The organism is Methylobacterium sp. A52T (assembly GCF_053346095.1).
In genome coordinates, this window is sequence record NZ_JBKFBI010000006.1 from 62,984 (window position 1) to 84,377 (window position 21,394).

General features: G+C 74.8%; 16 protein-coding genes. 9 read left to right on the top strand and 7 right to left on the bottom strand.

Translation table 11 applies throughout. The features are described from left to right. Positions 1-52: 52 nt before the first annotated feature. Entirely contained in the window at positions 53-958 is a 906-nt protein-coding gene (locus ACLBYE_RS03200; protein WP_447693010.1) for an AraC family transcriptional regulator, read from the bottom strand. A 96-nt stretch (positions 959-1,054) separates the two neighbouring features. Between ACLBYE_RS03200 and ACLBYE_RS03205 the strand changes: the two genes are divergently transcribed. After that, entirely contained in the window at positions 1,055-1,801 is a 747-nt protein-coding gene (locus ACLBYE_RS03205) for an SDR family oxidoreductase (RefSeq protein WP_447693011.1), read from the top strand. Positions 1,802-1,849: 48 nt separating this feature from the next. On the opposite strand, the gene ACLBYE_RS03210 is transcribed toward ACLBYE_RS03205, so the two are convergent. The 4 genes from ACLBYE_RS03210 to ACLBYE_RS03225 all read right to left on the bottom strand — a co-directional run bounded on the left by ACLBYE_RS03210 (position 1,850) and on the right by ACLBYE_RS03225 (position 9,447). Then, a complete protein-coding gene (locus tag ACLBYE_RS03210) occupies positions 1,850-4,891 on the bottom strand; it encodes a PAS domain-containing protein (protein ID WP_447693012.1) in 3,042 nt (1,013 codons plus the stop codon). A gap of 208 nt (positions 4,892-5,099) precedes the next feature. Next, positions 5,100-7,658 carry a two-component system VirA-like sensor kinase gene (locus ACLBYE_RS03215; protein ID WP_447693013.1) on the bottom strand — a complete coding sequence of 853 codons (2,559 nt, stop codon included), beginning with the start codon at positions 7,656-7,658 and terminating at the stop codon, positions 5,100-5,102. Continuing rightward, a complete protein-coding gene (locus ACLBYE_RS03220; protein ID WP_447693014.1) occupies positions 7,655-8,683 on the bottom strand; it encodes a cytochrome-c peroxidase in 1,029 nt (342 codons plus the stop codon). The genes ACLBYE_RS03215 and ACLBYE_RS03220 overlap by 4 nt, the downstream gene beginning before the upstream one ends. Before the next feature lie 2 nt (positions 8,684-8,685). After that, entirely contained in the window at positions 8,686-9,447 is a 762-nt protein-coding gene (locus tag ACLBYE_RS03225) for a response regulator (RefSeq protein ID WP_447693015.1), read from the bottom strand. Between the two features lie 787 nt (positions 9,448-10,234). On the opposite strand from ACLBYE_RS03225, the gene ACLBYE_RS03230 reads away from it, so the two are divergent. Genes ACLBYE_RS03230 through ACLBYE_RS03240 form a run of 3 tightly spaced genes read left to right on the top strand, consistent with a single transcriptional unit; the run spans position 10,235 to position 13,616 of the window. Further along, positions 10,235-11,518, top strand: a complete 1,284-nt coding sequence (locus ACLBYE_RS03230; RefSeq protein ID WP_447693016.1) for a glycosyltransferase — start codon at positions 10,235-10,237, stop codon at positions 11,516-11,518. Then, entirely contained in the window at positions 11,509-12,762 is a 1,254-nt protein-coding gene (locus ACLBYE_RS03235) for a Bcr/CflA family efflux MFS transporter (RefSeq protein WP_447693017.1), read from the top strand. Before ACLBYE_RS03230 ends, ACLBYE_RS03235 begins: the two co-directional genes overlap by 10 nt. After that, positions 12,759-13,616: an alpha/beta fold hydrolase gene (locus ACLBYE_RS03240; protein ID WP_447693018.1), complete on the top strand. Its 858-nt coding sequence runs from the start codon at positions 12,759-12,761 to the stop codon at positions 13,614-13,616. Before ACLBYE_RS03235 ends, ACLBYE_RS03240 begins: the two co-directional genes overlap by 4 nt. 91 nt (positions 13,617-13,707) lie before the next feature. Here the strand turns inward: ACLBYE_RS03240 and ACLBYE_RS03245 are convergent, their stop codons facing one another. Further along, the gene (locus ACLBYE_RS03245; RefSeq protein WP_056532465.1) at positions 13,708-13,947 is read right to left on the bottom strand and encodes a hypothetical protein; all 240 of its coding nucleotides are present in this window, start codon (positions 13,945-13,947) and stop codon (positions 13,708-13,710) included. 244 nt (positions 13,948-14,191) lie between these two features. Here ACLBYE_RS03245 and ACLBYE_RS03250 point away from each other — a divergent pair, with 244 nt between their 5' ends. The 4 genes from ACLBYE_RS03250 (at position 14,192) to ACLBYE_RS03265 (ending at position 18,558) form a co-directional block, all read left to right on the top strand. Continuing rightward, on the top strand, positions 14,192-15,442 hold the full coding sequence (locus ACLBYE_RS03250) for a cytochrome P450 (RefSeq protein ID WP_447693019.1): 1,251 nt from the start codon (positions 14,192-14,194) through the stop codon (positions 15,440-15,442). A gap of 309 nt (positions 15,443-15,751) precedes the next feature. Continuing rightward, a complete protein-coding gene (locus tag ACLBYE_RS03255; RefSeq protein WP_447693020.1) occupies positions 15,752-17,053 on the top strand; it encodes a glycosyltransferase in 1,302 nt (433 codons plus the stop codon). A 300-nt stretch (positions 17,054-17,353) separates the two neighbouring features. Continuing rightward, positions 17,354-17,599 (top strand): hypothetical protein, encoded by a 246-nt coding sequence (locus ACLBYE_RS03260; RefSeq protein WP_447693021.1) that lies wholly within the window; start codon positions 17,354-17,356, stop codon positions 17,597-17,599. A gap of 8 nt (positions 17,600-17,607) precedes the next feature. Next, positions 17,608-18,558 carry an adenylate/guanylate cyclase domain-containing protein gene (locus ACLBYE_RS03265; RefSeq protein WP_447693022.1) on the top strand — a complete coding sequence of 317 codons (951 nt, stop codon included), beginning with the start codon at positions 17,608-17,610 and terminating at the stop codon, positions 18,556-18,558. A 415-nt stretch (positions 18,559-18,973) separates the two neighbouring features. Here the strand turns inward: ACLBYE_RS03265 and ACLBYE_RS03270 are convergent, their stop codons facing one another. After that, the gene (locus ACLBYE_RS03270; RefSeq protein WP_447693023.1) at positions 18,974-20,578 is read right to left on the bottom strand and encodes an ATP-binding cassette domain-containing protein; all 1,605 of its coding nucleotides are present in this window, start codon (positions 20,576-20,578) and stop codon (positions 18,974-18,976) included. Positions 20,579-20,815: 237 nt separating this feature from the next. Between ACLBYE_RS03270 and ACLBYE_RS03275 the strand changes: the two genes are divergently transcribed. Next, positions 20,816-21,394, top strand: a 579-nt coding sequence (locus tag ACLBYE_RS03275; protein ID WP_447693024.1) for an SDR family oxidoreductase, incomplete at its 3' end; no start/stop codon positions are given.

A 21,394-nucleotide genomic window follows, 5' to 3' on the forward strand; every position in this document is an offset into this window, starting at 1 on the left:
CGTGTCGGGGGCTTGCCCGGGGCACGGCCGGGGCACGGCCAGCCGGCCCGGATCACGGCACCGGCCGCTCGCGGGCGTACCGGATCGGCGGCCGGCCGACGTGCCGGGCGAAGGCGACGCTGAACGTGCTCGCCGAGCTGTAGCCCACCCGCGCGGCCACCTCGGCCATCCCGACCGCCTCGCGGCTCAGCAGATCCTTCGCCAGCGCCATCCGCCACGCCAGCAGGTACGCCATCGGGGCGACCCCGACGGCGCGGCGGAACCGCTCGAAGAACGTGGACCGGGAGAGGCCCGCCTCGCGCGCGAGCGCGGCCACCGTCCAGCTCGCCGTCGGCCGGTCGTGCATCCGCCGCAGGGCGGCGGCGAGCCGGTCGTCGGCGAGCCCGCGCAGCAGTCCCGAGGGCGCCGCCGGCCCGGCGGTGGCGCGCAGCGCCTCGATCAGCACGACCTCCAGCAGGCGCGCCAGGACCACGTCGCGACCCGGCCGGTCTGCGCGGGTCTCCTCGTTCACGAGGCCGAGCAGGGTGGTCAGCCGGGCGGCGCCGCGCACGTGGACGTACCGGGGCAGCAGCGAGACGAGCAGATCCGCGTCGCTCGACGCGAAGATGCAGTGGCCCACGAGCATCCGGACATTCGGCGGCCCCTCGGCGTCGCCGAGCCGGAACGCGCCGGGGCTCACCGCGACGGGACGCTGCGCCGCGCGCCGCGGGGGCGGCGGCTCGAGGCTGGTGGTGGTGAACGCGTGGGCCGCGGGGATGAGGACGAAGTCGCCCTCTCCGAGCACGATGCCGCCCTCGCCGTCGATCGCGAGGCGGCACCCGCCCTCGAGCACGGCGGCGTAGAACGGCAGCCCGGAATCCGTGCGCCGCACCGCCCAGTGACCGGAGCCGGTGACGAGCTTGGACAGCGGGGCGCTCGGCCGGAGGAGGCCGACCACCTGAGTGAGCGGATCGGGCATTCTCGGACGCTCGCCAATGCGAACCGGACTTGCGCACGTATCAGGTCCGGCCCGCGCTCCCTATCACCCCGTTGCCCCTACTGCACGGGAGTTCCCATGAACACGATCCTGATCACCGGCTGCTCGTCCGGTTTCGGCCTGGAGACGGCCCGCACCTTCCTCGAACGGGGCTGGCGCGTGGTCGCCACGATGCGCGGGCCGCGGAGCGACCTGCTGGCGCCCTCCGATCATCTGAGCGTCCTGCCGCTCGACGTGACCGACCACGACAGCATCGACCGCGCGGTCGCGGCCGCCGGACCGGTCGACGCGCTGGTCAACAACGCCGGCGTCGGGCTCCTGAACGCGCTGGAGGGCGTCTCGATGGACGCCGCGCGGGAGGTGTTCGAGACCAACACCCTCGGCACCATCGCGATGACCCGGGCCGTGCTGCCGCAGTTCCGGGCGCGACGCGCGGGCGTCGTCGTCAATGTGACGTCGAGCGTGACGCAGCGCCCGCTGCACCTGCTGTCGGTCTACACGGCGAGCAAGGCGGCGGTGAACGCTTTCACCGAGTCCCTGGCGCTGGAGCTCGAACCGTTCGGAATCCGCGCCCGGCTGGTCATTCCCGGACGGGCCCCGGAGACCGCGTTCGGCGCCAACGCGCGCGCCCGCATGGGCATGGACATCCCCGAGGCCTACGCGGCGGTGGCCGCGAAGGTCTTCGCCGGCATCCAGCAGGCGGACGGGGACCTGACCCGGTCCTCGGACGTGGCGGAGGCGGTGTGGCGCGCGGTGACGGACCCGTCGTGCCCCATGCGTCTGCCGGCCGGCGCCGACGCGGTGGCGTGGGCCAAGGCGGGCTGAGGGCGGCGCCGGGCCGGAGGTCCGGGATCCCGACGCGGGGGCCCGGGTTCAGGACGGATCGGCGCGCGCGCCGGACTTCCGGCGCGGGCCCAGGGCCCGATGCAGGATGCGGCCGAGCTGCTCGGCCGAGTACGGCTTGTGCAGCAGCGTGAAGTCGTGGGCGTCCGACTGGGCGAGCACGTGGCTGTAACCCGAGGTCAGCACCACGGGCACCTGCGGCGCGCGCCTCCGGAGCTCCTGCGCGAGCGCCACGCCGCCCATGCCGGGCATCACCACGTCCGAGAAGACCAAGTCGTATCGGTTCGCCGCCCGCCCGAGCTCCTCCAGCGCCTCCTCGGCGTTGGCCGCCCAGGTCGGCCGGTAGCCCAGATCCTCCAGGATCTGCGTCGCGAACTGCCCGACGCCGACATTGTCCTCCACGACCAGGACGCGCTGCCCGCTCCCGAGCGGCGCGAGGTCCGCATCCGGCAGGCGGTCGCCGGCCGGCCGGTCCTCGGACGCCACCTGCGGCAGGTAGAGGGTGAACGCGGTGCCCGCGCCGAGGGTGCTGCGCACGTCGACGTCGCCGCCCGACTGCTTGGCGAAGCCGAAGACCTGGGACAGGCCGAGGCCGGTCCCCTTGCCCACCTCCTTCGTGGTGAAGAACGGCTCGAAGATCCGCCCGATCCGCTCGGGCGGGATGCCCGTGCCGGTGTCGATCAGCGACACGGCCGCGAAGGGCTTCCGGGACCCGGCATGGCCGCGGATGGCCGGCAGGGCCGCGCCGCAGGTCACGCGCAGGGTCAGCGTGCCTTCCCCGTCCATGGCGTCGCGGGCGTTGACCGCCATGTTGACGAGCGCGGTCTCGAACTGGCTCACATCCGCCCGGATCAGGCAGGTCGCCTCCGGCACCTCGGTCACGACCTGCACCCGCGCGCCGGTCAGGGTGTCGAGCATGTCGGCGATCGCCCGCACCCTCTGGCCGACCTCGAACACCTCGGGCTTGAGGGCCTGCCGCCGGGCGAAGGCCAGCAGCTGGCCGGTGAGCTTCGCGGCCCGCTCCACGGTCTCGGAGACCGCGTCGAGGTAGCGGCGCTTGCGGACCTCCGGCAGGTCGGGCCGCCGCAGGAAGTCGACGGACGAGCGGATGATGGTCAGCAGGTTGTTGAAGACGTGCGCGACGCCGCCGGTGAGCTGGCCGACCGCCTCCAGCTTCTGGGACTGGCGCAGCGCCTCCTGCGCCTGGGCCAGCTCGGCCTGGCCGCGCAGCCGCTCGGTGACGTCCATGACGAACTGGTAGCAGCCCGTGCGCGCGCCCCGCGCGTCGCGCAGGGTGCGGAAGCTGATCTCGTAGGAGGGGCGCGCCCGCCCGGCGTCGCCGAACGCCTCGACCAGGGTGATCTCCTCGCCGGCGAGCCCGCGTCCCCATACCGCCCGCACCTGCGCCTGGTGCTCCGGCTGATCGGCCAGCAGGTCGAGCATGTTGTCGCCCACCTTCGGCCTCACGCCGTAGATGCGCGCGAACTCGTCGGCATTCGCCCTGTTGATCGCCAGGATGTTGTAGTCGAGGTCGGCCGCCATCACCATGATGTCGGTCCTCTCGACGATCGTGGCGAAGAGATTGCGCTCCGCGGTGCGCTCGGAGACCTGCAGCTCCAGGGTCTCGTTGAGGTCCTGGAGGCGGCGCTCGCTCTCGGCCAGGCGCTGCTCGGCCTCCTTGCGCCGGCTGAGATCGGCCGTGACGATCAGCAGGCTCTTGAGCCCGCCCTCCGCGTCGTCGAGGCGCCGGATGCTGCTGCTCGCCCAGATCGCGCTGCCGTCCGGACGGACATACCGCTTGTCGAGGGCGACGTCGCGGTCGGTCTCGAGGGCCCGCGCCAGCGCGGCCGCGCTCGGCGCCCGGTCCGCGGGATCGGTCACGTCGGCGACGCCGAGCCGCAGCAGCGCCTCGGTCGGCCGCCCGAGGATCCGGCACAGCTCGGTGTTAACCCGCAGGAAGCGCCCCGCGGCATCCACCTCGGACAGGCCGACCGAGGCGCCGGCGAAGATCGCCGCCAAGTGCTCCTCGCTCTTGCGCAGGGCCGCCTCTGCGCGGGCGCGCTCGATCGCCGCCTTCACGCGCTCGCCGACCTCGCGGATCAGGTTCCCCTCGGCGGTGGTCCAGGCACGCGGCACCGCGCTCTGAACCGCCAGCAGGCTCACCCACTCCGCGCCGCGGAACAGCACGACGTCGACGAAGGCCGCGACCTCGCGGGATCCGAGGCCGGCGCGCGCCGCCTCGCTGAAGCGGGGATCGGCGGCCACGTCCTCGACCGCGACCACGGTCCCGTCGCGGTAGGCGGCCAGAAGGTCGGGGCCGAACGCCGCCAGGGAATGCTCCCCGACGATCGAGCCGACGCCCCGGGCGTATTCCCGCTCGACCTTCATCAGGCTGCCGGCGATCTCGGCGTAGAAGACGCGGCTCGCGCCGACGCGCTCGCCGAGGCGCCGCGAGGCCACCGCGACGATCTCCGCCGACGCGGTCAGCGGGCGGAGCGTGTCGCTGAGATCGAGCAGGAAGGATTGCCGCTCCTCGTTGTCCCGGCGCGACGCCTCCGTCTCGCGCGTACGGCGGGCGACGGCCTCCTGGCCGGCGATCGCCGTGCAGGTCCCGACGAGGCCGGTGACGTGCCCCGCCGTGTCCCGGACGGGCACCAGGGAGAGCGCGAAGCGCGCCGCGTCGGCACCGCCGTCGCCGTCGAGGACGGGCTCGCCCTCCGCCGTGTGGACCGGCCGGCCGGCGTAGGCCCGGTCCACGAGGGGCGCGAGACCGGCCCCGACCTCGCCCCAGACCGCGAGACAGTCCCGGCCGAGGGCCGCGGGATGCCGGTCGCCGAGGATCTCCGCGTAGAGATCGTTGTACAGGAGCCGCCGCTCGGGGCCCCAGAGGATGAACGTCGGCCGGTCCGCGCCGAACATGACCCCGACGAGGGTCGTCAGCGATTCGGGCCAGGCGAACAGCGCCCCGAGGGGCGTGCTGTCCCAGTCGTGCGCGCGCAGGAGCACGGCCATCGCGCCGCCGTCGGCGAGGAAGGCCGGGTCGCGGATCGGGGCGTCAGATCTCCCGTGCATGGCGTCCTGACGCGGCTTCGACGGGCATCGGGGGTTCCTCGGGCGACGGGGTCTCGGCGAGACTCGACACGGCCCGTTCGATCGTCGGGGCGGCATCGCGCATCTGGTCGCCCGGCATGCCAGACCGGTCCCACGAGACGCCGAGCTTGTCAAAGCCGGGATGGCGCCCGCGTGGCCGGATCGCAGGATTCTGATGCCGCCGGCCCCCTCAGGAGACGGCGGCCGGGCGACGCGCCGGGTCGGCGGAGGCGAGATGGCGCCGCAGTGTCAGCGCCAGGGCGTTCGAGCGCCAGGGCCGCCGGACGATGTCGGCGACGGGAACCGCCGCGAGGAGTTCCGGCCGCACCGCGTCGGTCGCCGACAGCGAGAGCACGATCGGCCGCCCGGAGATCCGCGCGGCGCGGTGCGCGAAGGCGAGGCCCGAGAGATCGGCGAGACGGTTGTCGACGATCAGCAGGTCGAACCGTCCCGGCTCCCGCCGCAGGACGGCCAGGGCGGCCTCGGGGTCCGCGTAGCCGACCGGCTCGTAGCCGAGCGCCGCCAGCGTCTCCTCGTCCTCCTGGACAGACCGGCGCGTGCGCCCGACCAACATCACGGTCCCGCCGGCCGCCGCGCCGGCCGCGGCCTGCGGGATCACGGGCAGCCACACCGCGAAGGTGCTGCCGCTGCCCGGAGCGCTGCGCACGTCGAAGGCGCCGTCTTGCTCCTGGACGAACTCGAAGGCGGTGGCGAGACCTAGGCCGGTCCCGGCCGGTCGGGTGGTGAAGAACGGCTCGAAGATCCGCGCGAGCGTGGCCTCGTCCATGCCGCGGCCGGTGTCGGACACGCGGATCCGGACGTAGGCGCCGGGCCGCAGGGTGCCGTGGGTCAGGGCGCTCGTCCGCGGCAGGGCGACGTGGTCGAGCCGCACGTCGACGGCCGCGCCCGGCGCGGAGGCCTGGACGGCGTTGCGGATCAGGTTGTGGACGACCTGCTGCAGCTGTGCCGGCTCGCCGCCGACGCGGGCGCCCTCCGCGGTGCCCGCGAGCGCGATCGTGGCCGGTCCGGCCGTGGAGGCCCGGATCTGCGCCACGGTCTCGTGGACCACCGCGTCCGCCGCGCTGGTGCACTGCGCGGAGCGCGCGGGGCGGCCGAAATCGAGGATCTGGCCGGCGATCTCGCGCGCGCGGCCGCCGGCCTGGACCAGCAGCCCGATATGCTCGGCCGCCCGCGCCGGATGAGCCGGCAGGGCGTCCCCGGCGATCTCGGCGTGGCCCAGCATGACGTTGAGGACGTTGTTGATGTTGTGGGCGACCCCGCTGGCGAAGGTCCCGATGGCCTCGAGCCGCTGGGCGCGGCGCAGCGCCGCCTCGATCTCCCGGCGCTCGGCCCAGACGTGCTGCCGCTCCAGGGCGGCCGCGAAGCTGTCGGCGACGACCTGCAGCAGGCCGCGCGAGTGCCGCAGCCAGGGCGGCAGGCCGGAGGTGGTGCGCTCGAAGCAGAGCAGACCGACGATGCGTTCGCCGCGGCGCAGCCGCGCGCAGGCCCACGAGACGACGCCGCGCTCGGCCAGGGAGCGGCGCAGCGCCGGCGGCCCGGTCTCGTCCGCCACCTCGACGAAGATGAGGTCGCTGGCGGCGGCCGCGACGTCGTGAACGAGGGCCTGCTGCGCCGCCGGCCAGCCGCTCGGCGGAGCGAGGCCGGGCCGGTTCCAGAGATGCACCGCGCCGGTGCCGTCGAGCATGAGGACGTAGCCGTGATCCGTGTCGAGCCCTTCGCCCACCATGGCGAGGACGTCCACGATGCGCGTGTCGGTCTCGTCGGGCTGAATCGCCAGGAAGCGGTTGGCCGCCTGCGCCACGACAGTCTGGAAAGCCACGGTCCGGCGCAGGATCCGGGTCCCGGCGCGCATCAGCACCCCCACGCGGACCACGAGGGCGAGCAGCGCGAGGGCGACGGCGTAGAGCGCGAGGCGGAACCCGTCCGCCCGGGCCTGGCGCCGGTCGCGGAGGCTGCGCCGGGACTCCAGAAGCGCCTCGCGGGCCGCCTCGCTCGACGAGGCCGGCAGCGAGCGCGTGACCGCGTCGACATGCGGCAGCAGTTCCAGGAGTTGGCGCCCGTGCAGGACGATGGCGTCGACGTCGCCGGCCCGGGCGGGCGCCCCCCCCGGGGGGGGCGACCCCCCCGGACGGGGGGGGGGGGGGGGCGGGGCCGCGCGCGGGGCGGTGGCCCCCGCGCCCCGGCCCGGGGCCCCCGCCCCGTCGGCGGCGTGCAACGTCTCGAGACGGGTGCGGATGTCGGCGAGGCGCGCGGGCGTCGAGTCGCGCACGAGTTCCGAGATGCGGATCTGGAGCGCGGCCACCGCGCGCGAGAGGCCGGGGGCGATGTCGGACTCGGACAGCCGGTCGCTGAGCGAGTCGAAGTAGGCGATCGAGTTCTGCACAAGGGCGTTGCCGGTCTTGAACCGTTCGACCATCGCGGCCTCCCGCTCCACCGCTTCGGCCAGCGCCTGGACGTCGGGATCCCCGCCATTGCTCGCCTGCAGGTCGGCCACGGCCTTCTGCATCTCGCGCAGGTGCGCGACGATCGGGTCGTAGTTGCGCAGCAGGCCGGTCCGGGCCCGCAGCACGTCGTGCTGCATGCGCGACTCGGCCAGTGCCAGGGCGTCCACGGTCCGCTGGGTCGCCTGGTAGGCGGCCTCCATCCCGCCGTTGCCGTTGATCAGCAGCCACGTGAGCAGCGCCGCGAGCAGCGCGCCGAGCGTGACGGCCTGCAGGGTCAGTCTCATAGCTGCGGCTTGCCGTCCTGAGGGGCCGCGCCGGGCGCTGGCGGCGCGGTCAGGGGCCGGCCCTCGTAGGTGCCGGTCAGGGTCCCGAGGAAGGCGACGATCCCGTCGATCTGCGCGGCGGTGAGTTCGCGGCCGAGCTGCGCCCGCGCCATGAGCCGAACCGCCTCGGGGAGCGTGGCGATCCCACCGTCGTCGAAGTAGGGCGCCGTGACGGCGACGTTGCGCAGGCTGGGCACCCGCAGCACCTCGGCCACCTTGTTGGGGATCGTGACGAAGATCCCGACCTTCTCGAACAGGTTGCCGCCGACATTGACGCCCTGGTGGCAGGACGCGCAGCCGATCCGGCGGAACAGGTCGTAGCCCGCCTGCTCCGCGCCGGTGATGGCGTGGGCGTCGCCGCGCAGCCAGCGGTCGAAGCGGCTGTCCGGTGTGAGGAGCGTGCGCTCGAAGCTGTTGATCGCGTCGATCACCGCCTCCCGGTCGGCCGCGCGCCCGTAGGCGGCCTGGAACATCGGGGCGAGCACAGGGTCGCCGCGGACCGTGTCGAGGATCCGGGGCCAGGACCCGCCCAGGAACTCGGGCCGCGTCAGGGCGAGCTCGGCCTGCTCGCGCAGGCTCGGGATGTCGCCGGCCCAGCCCTGCCGGAAGCTGAGCGCCGCGTTGAAGGCCGTCGGCGTGTTGCGCGGAACCGGCGTGCCGTCGGCGGTCAGGTTCCGGGGCACCGCGCTCGCGCCGCTGGTGCGGATGTCGTGGCAGGTGATGCAGGCCCGGTCGCCCCCGCGCGAAAGCCGCGTGTCGGTGAAGAGCAGGCGGCCGATCGCGGCCCGGGCCGGGTCCGCCTCCAGGGTGTCGGGCACCGGGGTGATCACCCCCAGCGCATCTGCCGCCTCGGCGGAGAGCGCGGTGTCGGGCGGCCTGTCGTGGCCGGCCGGCCTCCCGTGGGCGACCGCGGCGAGGAGCGCCGCTGCGCTGCCGAGGAGCGCCGCGACCGCGACGCGCCATCGGCCGGCCCGGAACCGGGTCACGGCTACAGCTTCTCGACGGTCGCGGCGAGGACGTAGCCGACGCCGCGCTCGGTGACGATCAGGCGCGGCGCGCTCGGATCCACCTCCAGCTTGCGGCGCAGCCGCAGGATCTGGACGTCGATGCTGCGGTCGAACACGTCCTCGTGGACGCGTGTGGCCTGCAGGAGCTGCTCGCGGCTGAGCGGGCGCTGGGGCGCGTCGAGGAAGGCCACCAGCAGGGCGTACTCGCCCTTGCTGAGCGCGACCTCCGCGCCGTCGGGATTGGTGAGGCGCCGGCGACGCCGGTCGAGCACCCAGCCTTCGAAGCGGCTGCGGTGGGACTCCTGGACCCGCGCCGGGGCGGGCGCCGCCTCGGCCCTACGCAGGATGACCCTGACCCGCGCGAGCAGCTCGCGCAGCCCGTAGGGCTTCACGAGGTAATCGTCGGCGCCGAGTTCGAGGCCGATCACCCGGTCGATCTCGTCCCGGCGATGGCCGGTGGTGATGATCACCGGCAGGTCGCTCCTGGCCCGCAGGTCGCGCAGCAGGTCGAGCCCGTTCTCCGAGCCCAGCCGCAGGTCCAGCACGACGAGGTCGAATTCGGCCTCCGCGAGCCGCTTCTCCGCCTCCGCCCGGTCGGTCGCCGCCGTCACGGCGACGTCGTGGTCGGCGAAGTGGTCCGAGACGATGCGCTGCATACCCGCGTCGTCCTCGACGAGGAGGATGCGGGTCGTGCCGGCGCGCGCGCTCCGACCCTGACTCCGGTCCAGACTGGATTCGATCATGGCCACCTCCGGTTCGCGGCGGCCCGCCGCGACGGCACGATCTCGACGCGCCGGTTCGGGGAGCGGGAGGAGCGTCCGGTCGGGCTGATAGCGCCCTCCGGATGTCCTTCGCGTCCGTCGCCGGCCCGCCCCGGCGGCCGATCTGGGCGCGTCCGGTCATCGGGCCTTACACGGCTGAGTTGATACCACGCCCCCTAAAAGATTGCGCGCTTCATATTGTGCGTGACAGCACAGCGCGAGCATTCGTCCCGGCACGTACCGTATCGAACAAACGAGAATGCCACCGTTACAGCTGTAACCGAGATCATCTTGTTGAGACACCGGGATGTAACCCGCAGAAAACATGATCATTCTCTCGCAATAGAGAGGTGATCATGACTGACGCCGCGATCCCGGAGATCGGTCCGCGCCTTCACCGAAACCTCTGCAAGCCCGGACCCGACTGCCGGAAGCCCGCCGCTGGTCTTCCCGGGCCGTCGGGACGCCCGGCGCGGGAGCGCGGCGGGCCAACTCCGTCCCCGATCGCCGCGCCGCGACCGGCGCTCGCCCGCCACGGACGATGGCTGCTCGACGCGCTCGTTGTCAGCTTCGCATTCGGCGGGTGCATCCACAGTATCCACCCGGACTACGTCGACTTCCTGCGCGATATCAGCAGCGCAAATCGGCACCGGACCTGACGCTCCCGCCGTCGACAGTGCCACGTCGTCTTCCAGACCGCTCCAGGGAGGTCAGCCGAGTCGCGGCCTCCGCGCGCGTCCGCGCGCGATCATCTCGGGACATCCAGATCATGTCGCTCAACGTCCTCTGCATCTCGTGGGGCACCACCGGCAATCTCAGCCCCGTGCTCACGGCGGCCCGGCAGCTGCGCCGGGCGGGGCACCGCCCGCGCGTCATGGCCGACCCGGCGATGTGCGGGGAGGTCGAGGCGGCGGGCTTCCCGTTCGTCGGGTGGCGCCGCGCCCCGACCGGCCTCGACGCCGACCCGGCCGATTTCTCCGATCTCGCGGACTGGCTGCGGCAGACGATGTTCGCCCCGGCGGGCGCCTACGCGGCCGACACGCTCGACGAGATCCGCCGCCTCCCGACCGACGCCGTCCTGAGCCTCGACCTCCTGCCCGGCTGCGCCCTGGCGGCCGAGGCGGCCGACCTGCCGCACGCGGTCCTGTCGCCGCATATCAGCATCCGCCCGCTCCCCGGCATTCCGCCCGCCGCGAGCGGCCTGACGCCGCCGCGGACCGAGGCGGAGCGGGACGCGGTGGACGCGGCGACCGCCGCGATCGTGTCGGCGATGGAGCGGGGCCGGCCGGCGCTCAACGCCGCGCGGCGCGCCTTCGGGCTGCCGCCGGTCGCCAGCGCCTTCGCCCATTTCGATCGCGCCGACCGCGTCCTGCTGGCCGTCAGCCGCGCCTTCGACTTCGACACGCAGGCGTTGCCCGCCAATTACCGCTACATCGGCCCGCTGCTCGACGAGCCGGGCTGGTCCCGCGGGACGGGGCATGGGTGGTCCGGCTCGGGACGGCGGCGGATCCTCGTCGCCGGCAGTACCGGCGCCCAGAACCAGACCGACCTGCTCCGGCGCGTGGCGCGCGCCGTTGGCTCGGTCGAGGCCGAGACCATCGTGACGACCGGACCGAATGTCGGGCCCGCGGACCTGGCCGCCCCCGCCGCCGTCCGGGTCGTGGCGGCCGCCTCCCACGACGCCCTCATGGCGCGGGCCGACCTGGTGGTGTGCCAGGGCGGTCACGGGACGGTCAGCCGCGCCCTGCTGCACGGTGCGCCGCTGCTGGTGATCCCCCTGGCCCGCGACCAGGCCGACAACGCCGCCCGCGTCGCCCTGCGCGGTGCCGGCCTGCGCCTGCCCGCCGACGCGGGCGAGGGCGAGATCGCCACCGCGGCGCGCCGGCTCCTGGCGGAGCCGGGCTTCCGCAGGGCCGCCGGAATACTCGGGGCGGCCGTGCGGGCGGATCTCGACGCGGGCGGCCTCGTCCGCGAGATCGACGCGATGGTGGCGGCGCGCCGGGCCTCCGCGGACCGGGGCGGCACCCGGGGCGGAGACCGGCTTTGGGCCTGATCCGCGCGCCCGCGCCGGCGCGGCCCCGCATCCGCCCCGGCTCGGCCGGCTTCTCGGCGCTGCTCGGGCTGCTGGCGGCGCTCCCGACCTTCGGGATCGACATGATCCTGCCGAGCCTGTCGGACACGGCGGCCGCGCTGCACGTCCCGGCCACCGCGATGGGCGCGGCCATGGGCATCTACCTGCTCGGCTTCGGGGGCGCGCTGCTGGTCTACGGCCCGGTCTCGGACCGGCTGGGCCGCAAGCCGGCCATCGTCTGCGGCTGCCTCCTCCTCGTCGTTGGCAGCCTCGGCTGCGGCGCGGCGCGGACGCTGCCGGACTTCCTGCTGTTCCGGGCCCTCCAGGGGATCGGCGCGGCGGGCCCGGGCATGGCGGTCCTCGCGATGGTGCGCGACCTGTTCGAGGGCGAGGCGGCGCGCGCCCGGATGTCGTTCGTCGTCCTCACCATCAACGTGGTGCCGATGGTGGCCCCGACCGTCGGCGCCGGGCTGATGGATCTCGGCGGCTGGCGCCTGATCCACGCCGCGCCGGTCGCCGCCGCCCTGGCGGCCCTGGTGGCGATCCGGCGCATCGACGAGCCCCTACGGCGGACCCCGGGCCCGGGGCCGGCCTCCGGGATCCTGCGCGGCTACGGGCGGATCCTGGCGAGCCGGGTCTTCCTCGGCCACGCCCTGTGCAACGCCGCGGCCGCGGGGGCGGTCTTCGCCTACATCACCGGCTCGGCGCTGGTGTTCGTCGACGCCCTCGGGCTCAGCCCGCTGGCCTACGGGCTGGTCTTCGGGGCGAGCTCCCTGTCGGTGATGGTCGGCGCCTTCCTGAACGGGCGGCTCGCGGCCCGGGGCGTCCCCCCGCCGCGGGTGATCGCCGCCGGCCTCGCCCTGGCGACCGGCGCGGCTTCCCTGCTCCTCGTCGCGGCGCTCGCCCGGCCGCCCGCGGCCGCGCCGGTAATCGCCGCGATGGTCGGCGTGGCCCTGGCCTTCGGCCTCGTCTCGCCCAACGCCGTGCACGGCGCGACGGAGCGCAGCCCGGAGGCGGCGGGCGCGGCCAGCGCCGTCGCGGTCTTCCTGCAGATGCTCGGGGCGGCCGTCGCCAGCGACCTCGTCGCCCGGTTCTTCGACGGCCGGTCCGCCCTGTCGATGGCCGCCGTGATGCTCGGCTGCTGCCTCGCGGCCGCCGCCGCCCACGCGGGTCTCGCCCGGCCGGTGACCCGCGCCCTCTCCCAGCCCCACGGAGAACCCGCATGATCTTCGACCCGCCCCCCTGGCCGCCCCTCTACCTCACGCGCGAGGGCGGCCGGCTCGCCCATATCGAGGCCGGGCCGATCACCCCCGAGGGGCAGCCGCTGCTGCTGATCAACGGCTGGACCGGCGACCACGGCATCTTCACGCCGCAGATCCGGCACTTCGCGAGGACGCGCCGCGTCGTGGCGGTCGACCTGCGCGGCCACGGCGCCAGCGACGCGCCGGAGCGCGACTACACGGTCGCGGGCTTCGCCGAGGACGTCGCGTGGCAGAGCCGGACGCTGGGCCTCGTGAAACCGATCGTGATCGGCCACAGCTTCGGCGGCGCGGTGGCGCTGGAGCTGTGCGGCCGCCATCCCGACCTCGCCGCCGGCCTCGTCATGATCGACTCGATCGTCCTGCCGTCGGCGGACGCGGCGGGCGGCGCCGCGATCGAGGGGCTGCTGGCGGGCGTCGGCGGCCCGGATTACCGGTCCGTCGTCCGGGAGATGGCCTGGGTGATCGGCGGCGAGTACGACCATCCGGCCCGGCGGAAGGCGATCTTCGAGACGTTCATCCTCGGCCCCTGCCAGCGGACACCGCAGCACGTGGCCTACGCGGCGCTGCGCGACATGGTGCTGGCCCACGATCCCGTCCCGGCCGCGCGCGCCTGCCGGATCCCGATGGCCTACATCTCGGCGGACGTGCCGCTCGTGGCGGAGGCCCGCGACCTCGACCGGCTGCGGGAGCTCTGCCCGCAGCTCGTCACCGCCCAGACGCTGCTGGCGGGCCACTTCAACACGATCGAGGTGGCCGAGCAGGTCAACGCGATGATCGAGCGCTTCCTGGCGGTCGGCCTGGGGCCGCGCGCGCGGTAGCGGGACGCCGCGGGACGCCGCGGGACCATCGCGGAACAGGCGGGACGGCGCCCTCCGCGGAGCCGTCCCGCGACCCGTCGCGCGAAGCGCGTCAGGACGCCCGGCCCGCCTCCGTCCGGTCGCCCAGGAGGCGCCGCGCCGACGAGATCACCTGGAGCGTCTGGGAGCTCAGCTGCTCCTGGCGCGCCCGCTGCTCGTACTGTCTCAGGCGGACGATCAGGCCGTCCTCGTCCGGGATCCCGTGGTCCATACCGCCGATCACGAAGTCCGTGATCGTCCGTCGGAGCAGCGTCTCGAAGACGTCGTCCGTATTCGCCAGCCCTGCAACCATGAGGACTTCTCCTTCTGCGAAGCGGCGCCTTTTTCGAAGGGTCAAGTTACGGCATGATTTCGGAACATCTCACACACCATCCGCGCGGCGATCGGCGTGCTCTTCCGCACAAGGCGGCCGCGGCTGCGACCGGGCCGCCGGCGCGGCGCATGTTATGGCTGTAATGTTCGGCCCAGCTCCCGCAATCATCCTGTAGTCCGGGCTTCCGAGAGTTCTCGCGCAACACAGCAGCGAGAACGCACAGATGAATGCGACCGAAGATCTGACGCGACAGGCCGGCCCGCCCGAAGCCCCGACCGGCGTCTTGACCGGCGTCCCGACGCTCACGGTGGCGGAGCTGGAGGCCGACCCGCACGGCGTCTACCGCGCCTGGCGGCCGCGGCTGCCCTTCGTCGGCCACGAGGTCGCGGGCGTCCTCGTCCTCCGCGCCCGCGACGTCGACCTGCTGATGCGCGACCCTCGCGCCCAGGCCACGGAGACGCTCTATCCGGAATCGCGCGCGATCCCCGAGGGGGCGCTGTTCGACATCTTCGCGCACGGCATGCTCACGGCCAACGGCGCGGTCCACCGCCGGCGCCGCTCGCCCTTCACCCGCACCTTCGCGGCGCGCCTGATCGAGGGCCTTCGGCCCCGGATCCGCGTCGCCGCGGAGGGCCTCGTCCGCGACTGGCTGGGGGACGGGGAGGTCGACCTCGTGGCGCGTTACACCGCGCAGATCCCGGCCCAGGTCATCGCCGACATCCTCGGCCTGCCGCGCGACGACATCCCGCGGTTCACGCACCTCGCCTACGAGGTCTCCCGGGTGCTGAGCTTCACCTTCGGACCGGAGGACATTCCGGATCTGGAGGCGGCGGCGGTCGCGCTGCAGGACTACGTGGCCGGGATCCTCGCCGCGCGCCGGTCGGCGCCCCGCGCCGATTTCCTGTCGCGCTTCCTCGCGGAGACCGAGGCGGCGGGCGAGCTCACGCCGCAGGAGGTGGTGATCCAGCTCGTGCAGATGATCATCGGTGGCACCGACACGACCCGGGTCGCGGGCGCCATGCAGGTGGCGCTGCTGCTGCAGCATCCCGAGCAGTGGGCGGCGGTCAGCCGCGATCCCGACCTGATCCCGGCCGCGGTGGCGGAGTCGCTCCGCTACGAGCCGAGCGCCGGCTCCGCCGGCCGGGTCGCCCGGGAGGACATTCCCCTCGACGGGCACGTCGTGCCGGCCGGAAGCCTGATGCTGCTCTCGACGCTGTCGGCGATGCGGGACGAGACGGTCTACGCGCGTCCCGACACGTTCGACATCCGGCGCACCGACCTACCGCGCCTCCATCCGGTCTTCGGCGGCGGCGCGCACAGGTGCATCGGCGAGGCCCTGGCGCGGGTCGAGCTGGAGGAGGGACTGGGCGCCGTGCTGCGCCTCGCCCCGCGCCTGCGCCTGACCGGCGCGATGCCGGTCCTCCGCGGCCACAGCGGCATCCGCCGCATCGACGCGCTGCGGGTCGCCGCCTAGCGCCGTTCCCGACCGGATGGGGACGGCGGCGCTCGCCGAGCCCTTCGCCGCGCGTAGCGAGGTCCCCTCTCCCGCACGGGCGAGGGGGCCAGGGCGCGGCTACCTCGACCGGAGTCGCGCCCCTCCGGACCGTTGCAACGCTTTCGCGCCGTCTCCCGCGCGTCCCCCGCGCGCCCGTTGCAGCCGTAGCCGCTTCGGCCCCGCCCCGCAGCGACGCCGTAACGGGCCGCCCCCAGCCTCGCTCCCGGACGCCCCGGCGATCGCACCGCGATCGCGGCGCCCTCACGCCCCCCACGGAAAGGACAAGCGATGAAGGTCCTCCTCTGCTCGACGCCCGCCACGGGCCATCTCAATCCCCTCCTCGCCATCGCCCACATGCTGATCGCGGACGGCCACGAGGTCATGGTCCTCTCGGGCTCGGCCTTCCGCGACCGCATCGTGGCGGCCGGCGCCCGCTTCATGGCCCTGCCGGGCGCGGCGGATTTCGACGGCCGCGACCTCCGCGCGGTCGTGCCCGAACTGGCCGAGATCGCGCCGGGACCGGACTGGCTGCGCGTCGCCATGGAGCGCGTGTTCGTCGACCGCATCCCCGACCAGGCGCGCGGCCTGCGCGCGGCGCTCCGCGCCTTCCCGGCCTCGCTGGTGATCGGCGACGACATGTTCTTCGGCGCCCTGCCGCTGCTGCTGGGGCCGCGCGCGGAGCGCCCCGCCATCGTCCTGTGCGGCACGTCGATCCTGCACTGCGCGCGGCCCGACCGGGCTCCGGCCTTCCTGGGTCTCCCGCCGGCCGAGACGCCCGAGCAGGAAGCCACCTACGGCCGCATCGCCGAGGCCTACGAGGCGGCGGTCGACCGGCCGGTCGGGCTGAGCCTCGCCGCCAAGCTGGCGGAACTCGGCCGGGCCGCCCCGCCCTGGCCGCTGTTCGACGCGGTGGTGCGGCTCGCCGACACCTACCTGCAGCTCACCGTCCCGAGTTTCGAGTACCCGTTCCCGCTGCCGCCGACGGTGCGCTTCATCGGGGCGCTGCCGATCGTCCCGGGGCAGGCGGCGCTCCCGCCCTGGGCGGGCGACCTCGACGGCGCGCGCAAGGTCGTGCTGGTCACGCAGGGCACGGTCGCGAACCACGATTTCGGCCTGCTCATCGGCCCCGCCCTCCGGGCGCTGGCCGATGAGCCCGACATCCTGACCGTGGTGACGGGCGGCGGCCGGGGACTCGACGCGATCCCGGGCCCGATCCCGGCCAACGCGCGGCTCTCGCCCTACCTCCCATTCGAGTGGCTGCTGCCCCGGGTCGACGCCATGGTGACCAACGGCGGCTACGGGAGCGTGAACCAGGCCCTGAGCCACGGGATCCCCCTCGTCGCCGCCGGCCTCACCGAGGACAAGGCCGACGTGAACGCCCGCATCGCATGGTCGGGGGCCGGGATCGACCTCGCCGCGAACGACCCGACGCCGGAGGCGATCCGGAAGGCGGTGCGGACCGTGCTCGACGCGCCCGGCCATCGCCGGGAGGCGCGGCGCCTCGCCGCCGAGTTCGCCGCCTACGACGCGAAGGCCGAGATCCTGCGGCTCCTGTCCAGCCACGGCGGCCGCGCGCGCAGCGCCGCCTGAGCGTCCGTCGCACCCGGCGTGGGACCGTCCCGGGACCAGCCCGGCGCGGACGGCCCCCGCATCCGCGCCCATCACGGCACCCGGTCCGGCGGACCGGGTGCCGTTCGCGTGTCGGGGCGACTGTCGGGGCAACTGTCGGGGCGACGAGCCCGGACCCGGGTCACGACCGTCCCGGCAACGATCCCGAGCCCGTCCGTCGATCGCCCCGCATGTCTGCTGTCATTGTTTTCCGATCCGCCGAAATCGCGGTGAAAGATCGGATTTTTACTTCGGACGCTCCACCACGAGGAGCACGAGACCATGATCTCACACTGCACACGGGCCGCCGCGGCCACCGCGCTCGGGACGCTGCTGACGGTCCTGGCGGCCCCGACCGCCGCGCCGGCGCAGCCAATCCCGCGCTTCGCGCAGCCCGACGTCCCGAGCGTCGCGGTGATCGCCCGGGCACGCCCGTTCCGGACGGATCTAGACCTCCGCTCCCCCGCCGTGGAGCGGGAGCATTCCCGGGCGCAGCGCATCATCGCCCGCGTCTGCTCGCGCTGCTGATGCCCGCCATGGCGCTGCGGGAGCCCCGCGCGGACACGGCGGACGCCTGTCCCGGGCTCGCGGGCGGTATCGGGCGACGGGCGCGGGCGGTTCCCCTCCGCCGACGCCTCGCCGTCCCGGCGGCGGAGCGCGGCCGGCTCCTCGCCGCGGCGGCGCTGCCGCTGCTCCTGGCGCTCGCGGCCACGACGACGCCGGAGCCCGTGGCGATCGGGCTCGGCGGGCTCGCCCTGGCGTGGCTCTCGCTGCGGGTGCAGCGCCTGCGCGGGGCGGCGTGCGCCGCGACGCGGCAGCGGAACAACCTCGCGCGCCTGACCGCGCCGACGGTCGCCCGATGGGTCGCCGAGACGGATCGCGCCGCCCGGCGCCCCGGCTGGGAGCAGGAGGCGACGGTGCTCTTCGCCGACATCCGCGGCTTCACCCGCCTCTGCGAGGGCATGGCGCCCGGCGAGGTCGCGGCGTTCCTCGCCGCGTTCCGGTCCCGCGCCGCGCGGGCGATCGAGGCGGCGGGCGGCCTCGTCGACAAGTTCGTCGGCGACGAGGTGATGGCGGTGTTCGGCGTGCCGGACGCGGCGCCCGGGGATGCCGGTCGCGCCGTCGCGGCGGCCCGCGCGCTCGCGGCCGCGATGGCGACCTGGAGCCGGGAGCGCGGGCAGGCCGGCCTGCCACCGGTGCGGGTCGGCATCGGGCTGCATCGCGGCCCGGTCTTCATCGGCGTCATCGGGGCGGAGCGCGTCGAGTTCACGGCGGTCGGCGACACCGTCAACGTGGCCCGCCGGCTGGAACAGATGACCCGCGCGCTGCCCTGCGACTGCCTCGCCTCCGAGGCGGTCGTCCGGGCCGCGCCGTCCGGCGGGGCGCGGATCGTGGCCGTCGGGCCCGTGCGCGGCGGCCGCACCGTCCTGCGCCTGTTCACCCTCCGGCTCGATCCGGCGGCGCCGTCTCGGGACGGGTCCGAGTGATCCCGCGGACGCGGCGGGACGGTGTCCGACAGGCCGGCGGTCGGGCCGCCCGCCACCCGCGCGGCCGCCAGACGATCCGGACCGGCCACCTCTGACGGGCGCGCTAGAGCTGCTCCCGATCGTGTTGCGACGGTTTGGAAGGACGACTCCGGTCGAGACAGCCGCGCTATGCCCCTTCTCCCGTGCGGGAGAGGGCTGGGGTGAGGGATGCGATCTCTCCGGATAATTCTCCTCCCTCACCCTGTCCCTCTCCCGAACGGGAGAGGGGAGGCGCGCCACGCGCGCCGAGGGCTCGACGAGCGCCGTGCGGTCCTCGTCCCGCGCCGCCGTCGACGCGGCCCTGAGCCGCTCTGGCCCGGCTGTTCCGGCGGGCGGCGGCCGCCTCCCATACCGCCGCCGCTGCGGGTGCTGGCCCTCAGGCGCGGGGCCGGTCGTCGAGGTCGTCGAGGTCGACGCGCCGGGTGATCCCCACCGCGTCCAGGAAGGCCGCGTCGTGGCTGACGACGAGGAGCGCGCCGTCATAGGCCGCCAACCCGGCCTCGAGGGCCTCGACCGCGTCCAGGTCGAGGTGGTTGGTCGGCTCGTCGAGGATCAGGAGGGGCGGGGGCGCGCGGTTGCCGAGCACGCAGGCGAGGGCGGTCCGGACCTGCTCGCCGCCGCTCAGCGCCGCGACGGGGCGGTCCGCGGCCGCCGCCCGGAACTGGAATCGCGCCAGCGCCGCCCGGCACCCGTTCGCGTCCTCCTCCGGATTGAGACGCGCGAAGTTCTCCCCCACGGTCCGGTCGCGGTCGAGGAGGTCGAGGCGCTGGTCGAGCAGCGCGGCGCGCACCCCGACCGAGACGCGGCCCGACCACGGGCTGAGGCGGCCGGCGACCAGCGCGAGCAGGGTCGACTTGCCCGAGCCGTTCCGCCCGCGGAGGGCGACGCGCTCCGGCCCCGTGACCGCGAGGGACACGTCCCGCAGGACCGGCTGTCCCGGCCGGTAGCCGACCGTCACGTCGGTGAGCGCGAGGACGCGCCGGTCGGCGTGGAGCCCGCTCGGCGGGAGCGCGATCGCGGCCGGCTTCACCGCCGCGATCCGGTCCCGGGCCTCCGCCAGATCGGCCTCGGCGCCGGCGCGCTGGCGCTCGGTGAGGCGCGCGCTCCCACCCGCCGTCCGCTCCGCGTTGTCCCGGCGAGCCCCGGCCAGGATCCGGGGCAGGTCGCCCTTCGCGGAGCGGCGGTGCCCAGCCGCGTCGCGGCGCTGCTGGCGCTCGACGCGCTCCTGCGCCCGGCGGGCGAGGTCCGTCGCCCGCTTCTCGGCGACCGCGAGGTCGTGCTCGGCCGCGGCGAGACGCGTCGCCTTGGCCTGCCGGAAGGCCTCGAAATTGCCCCGGTAGCGGGTCGCCTCCCCCGGCGCGAGGTCCACGATCGCGTCCATCGCGTCGAGCAGGGCCCGGTCGTGGCTGACCACGATCGCGCCGCTGCGCCACCCCTGCAGAAGTTCCTGGACCGCCCGCCGCCCGTCGCGATCGAGGTCGTTGGTCGGCTCGTCGAGGAGCAGGAAATCCGGCGCGGCGAAGATCGCCGCCGCCAGCGCCGCGCGGGCGCGCTGCCCGCCGGAGAGGCGCCGGAGCGGCGTGTCGGGGCCCACCGCCACGCCCATCCGCGCCAGCGCTCCCGTCAGGCGCTCCGCGAGGGTCCAGTCGGCGGCGGCGAGCTCGTCGGCCTCCGCCGCACCGGCCTCCGCGCGGCGGAGCAGCGCCAGGCCCGCCGTCGCGCCGAACAGGTCGGCGACGGTCTCGTCGGCGGTCGGGCCGGCGAACTGGCGCAGCAGGGCGACCGTGCCGTCGCGGTGGATGCTGCCGCCCGTCGGCGCGAGGCGGCCCGCCAGGAGATTCAGGAGCGTGCTCTTGCCGGCCCCGTTGCGGCCGACGATGCCGGTGCGCTCCCGCGCGAAGCTGGCGGTGATGCCGGAGAGGACGGCGCGCCCGTCAGGCGCGGTCCACGCGAGATTCAGGAGGGAGAGCTGTGCTGGCATGCGGAGAGACGGTCCTGGCGGCAAGGCGGGGCGGCGTTGCAGTCAGGGTCAGTCTCATCGGCGTCTCGGCTCCGGCGGGGGGCCTCCGTAGCGCCGGTCGCGGCCTCTCGCAACGCCGCGGCCGTCGCTTTTTGCGGCGGGATGTCACAAACCGGGATGCTGCATCGTCCTGTCGCCGACCGGGACGCCGGAGCGGCAGGGTGCCCCTCGGCCCGGTCCGCGCGGGAGACAGACGTCATGAAGATCGTGGTGATCGGCGGCAGCGGGTTGATCGGCCGGCACCTGACGGCCGAGCTCGGGCGCGCGGGCCATGAGGCCGTCCCGGCCTCCCCGAGCACGGGCGTCGACGCCGTGACCGGCGCCGGCTTGGCCCGGGTTCTCGCCGGCGCCGACACCGTGGTCGATGTGGCGAACGCGCCCTCCTTCGAGGACGCGGCGGTGCGCGACTTCTTCGAGCGCTCGAGCCGCAACCTCCTCGCCGCCAGCCGGCAGGCGGGCGTCAAGCACCACGTCGCCCTCTCGATCGTCGGCGCGGACCGCGCGGACGGCAACGGCTACTTCCGAGCGAAGGTCGCGCAGGAGCGGCTGATCGCGGCCTCGGGCCTTCCCTACACTATCGTCCGCGCCACCCAGTTCTTCGAGTTCGTCGCGACGATCGCCGAAGCCTTCGCGGTCGGGGACCGGATCGTCGTGCCGGACGCGGATTTCCAGCCCATCGCGGCGGCGGACGTGGCCGCGGCGCTCGCCGCGGTGGCCGTCGGCGCGCCCGCCGACGGGACGATCGACGTCGCGGGGCCGGAGCGGCTGCCGTTCCGG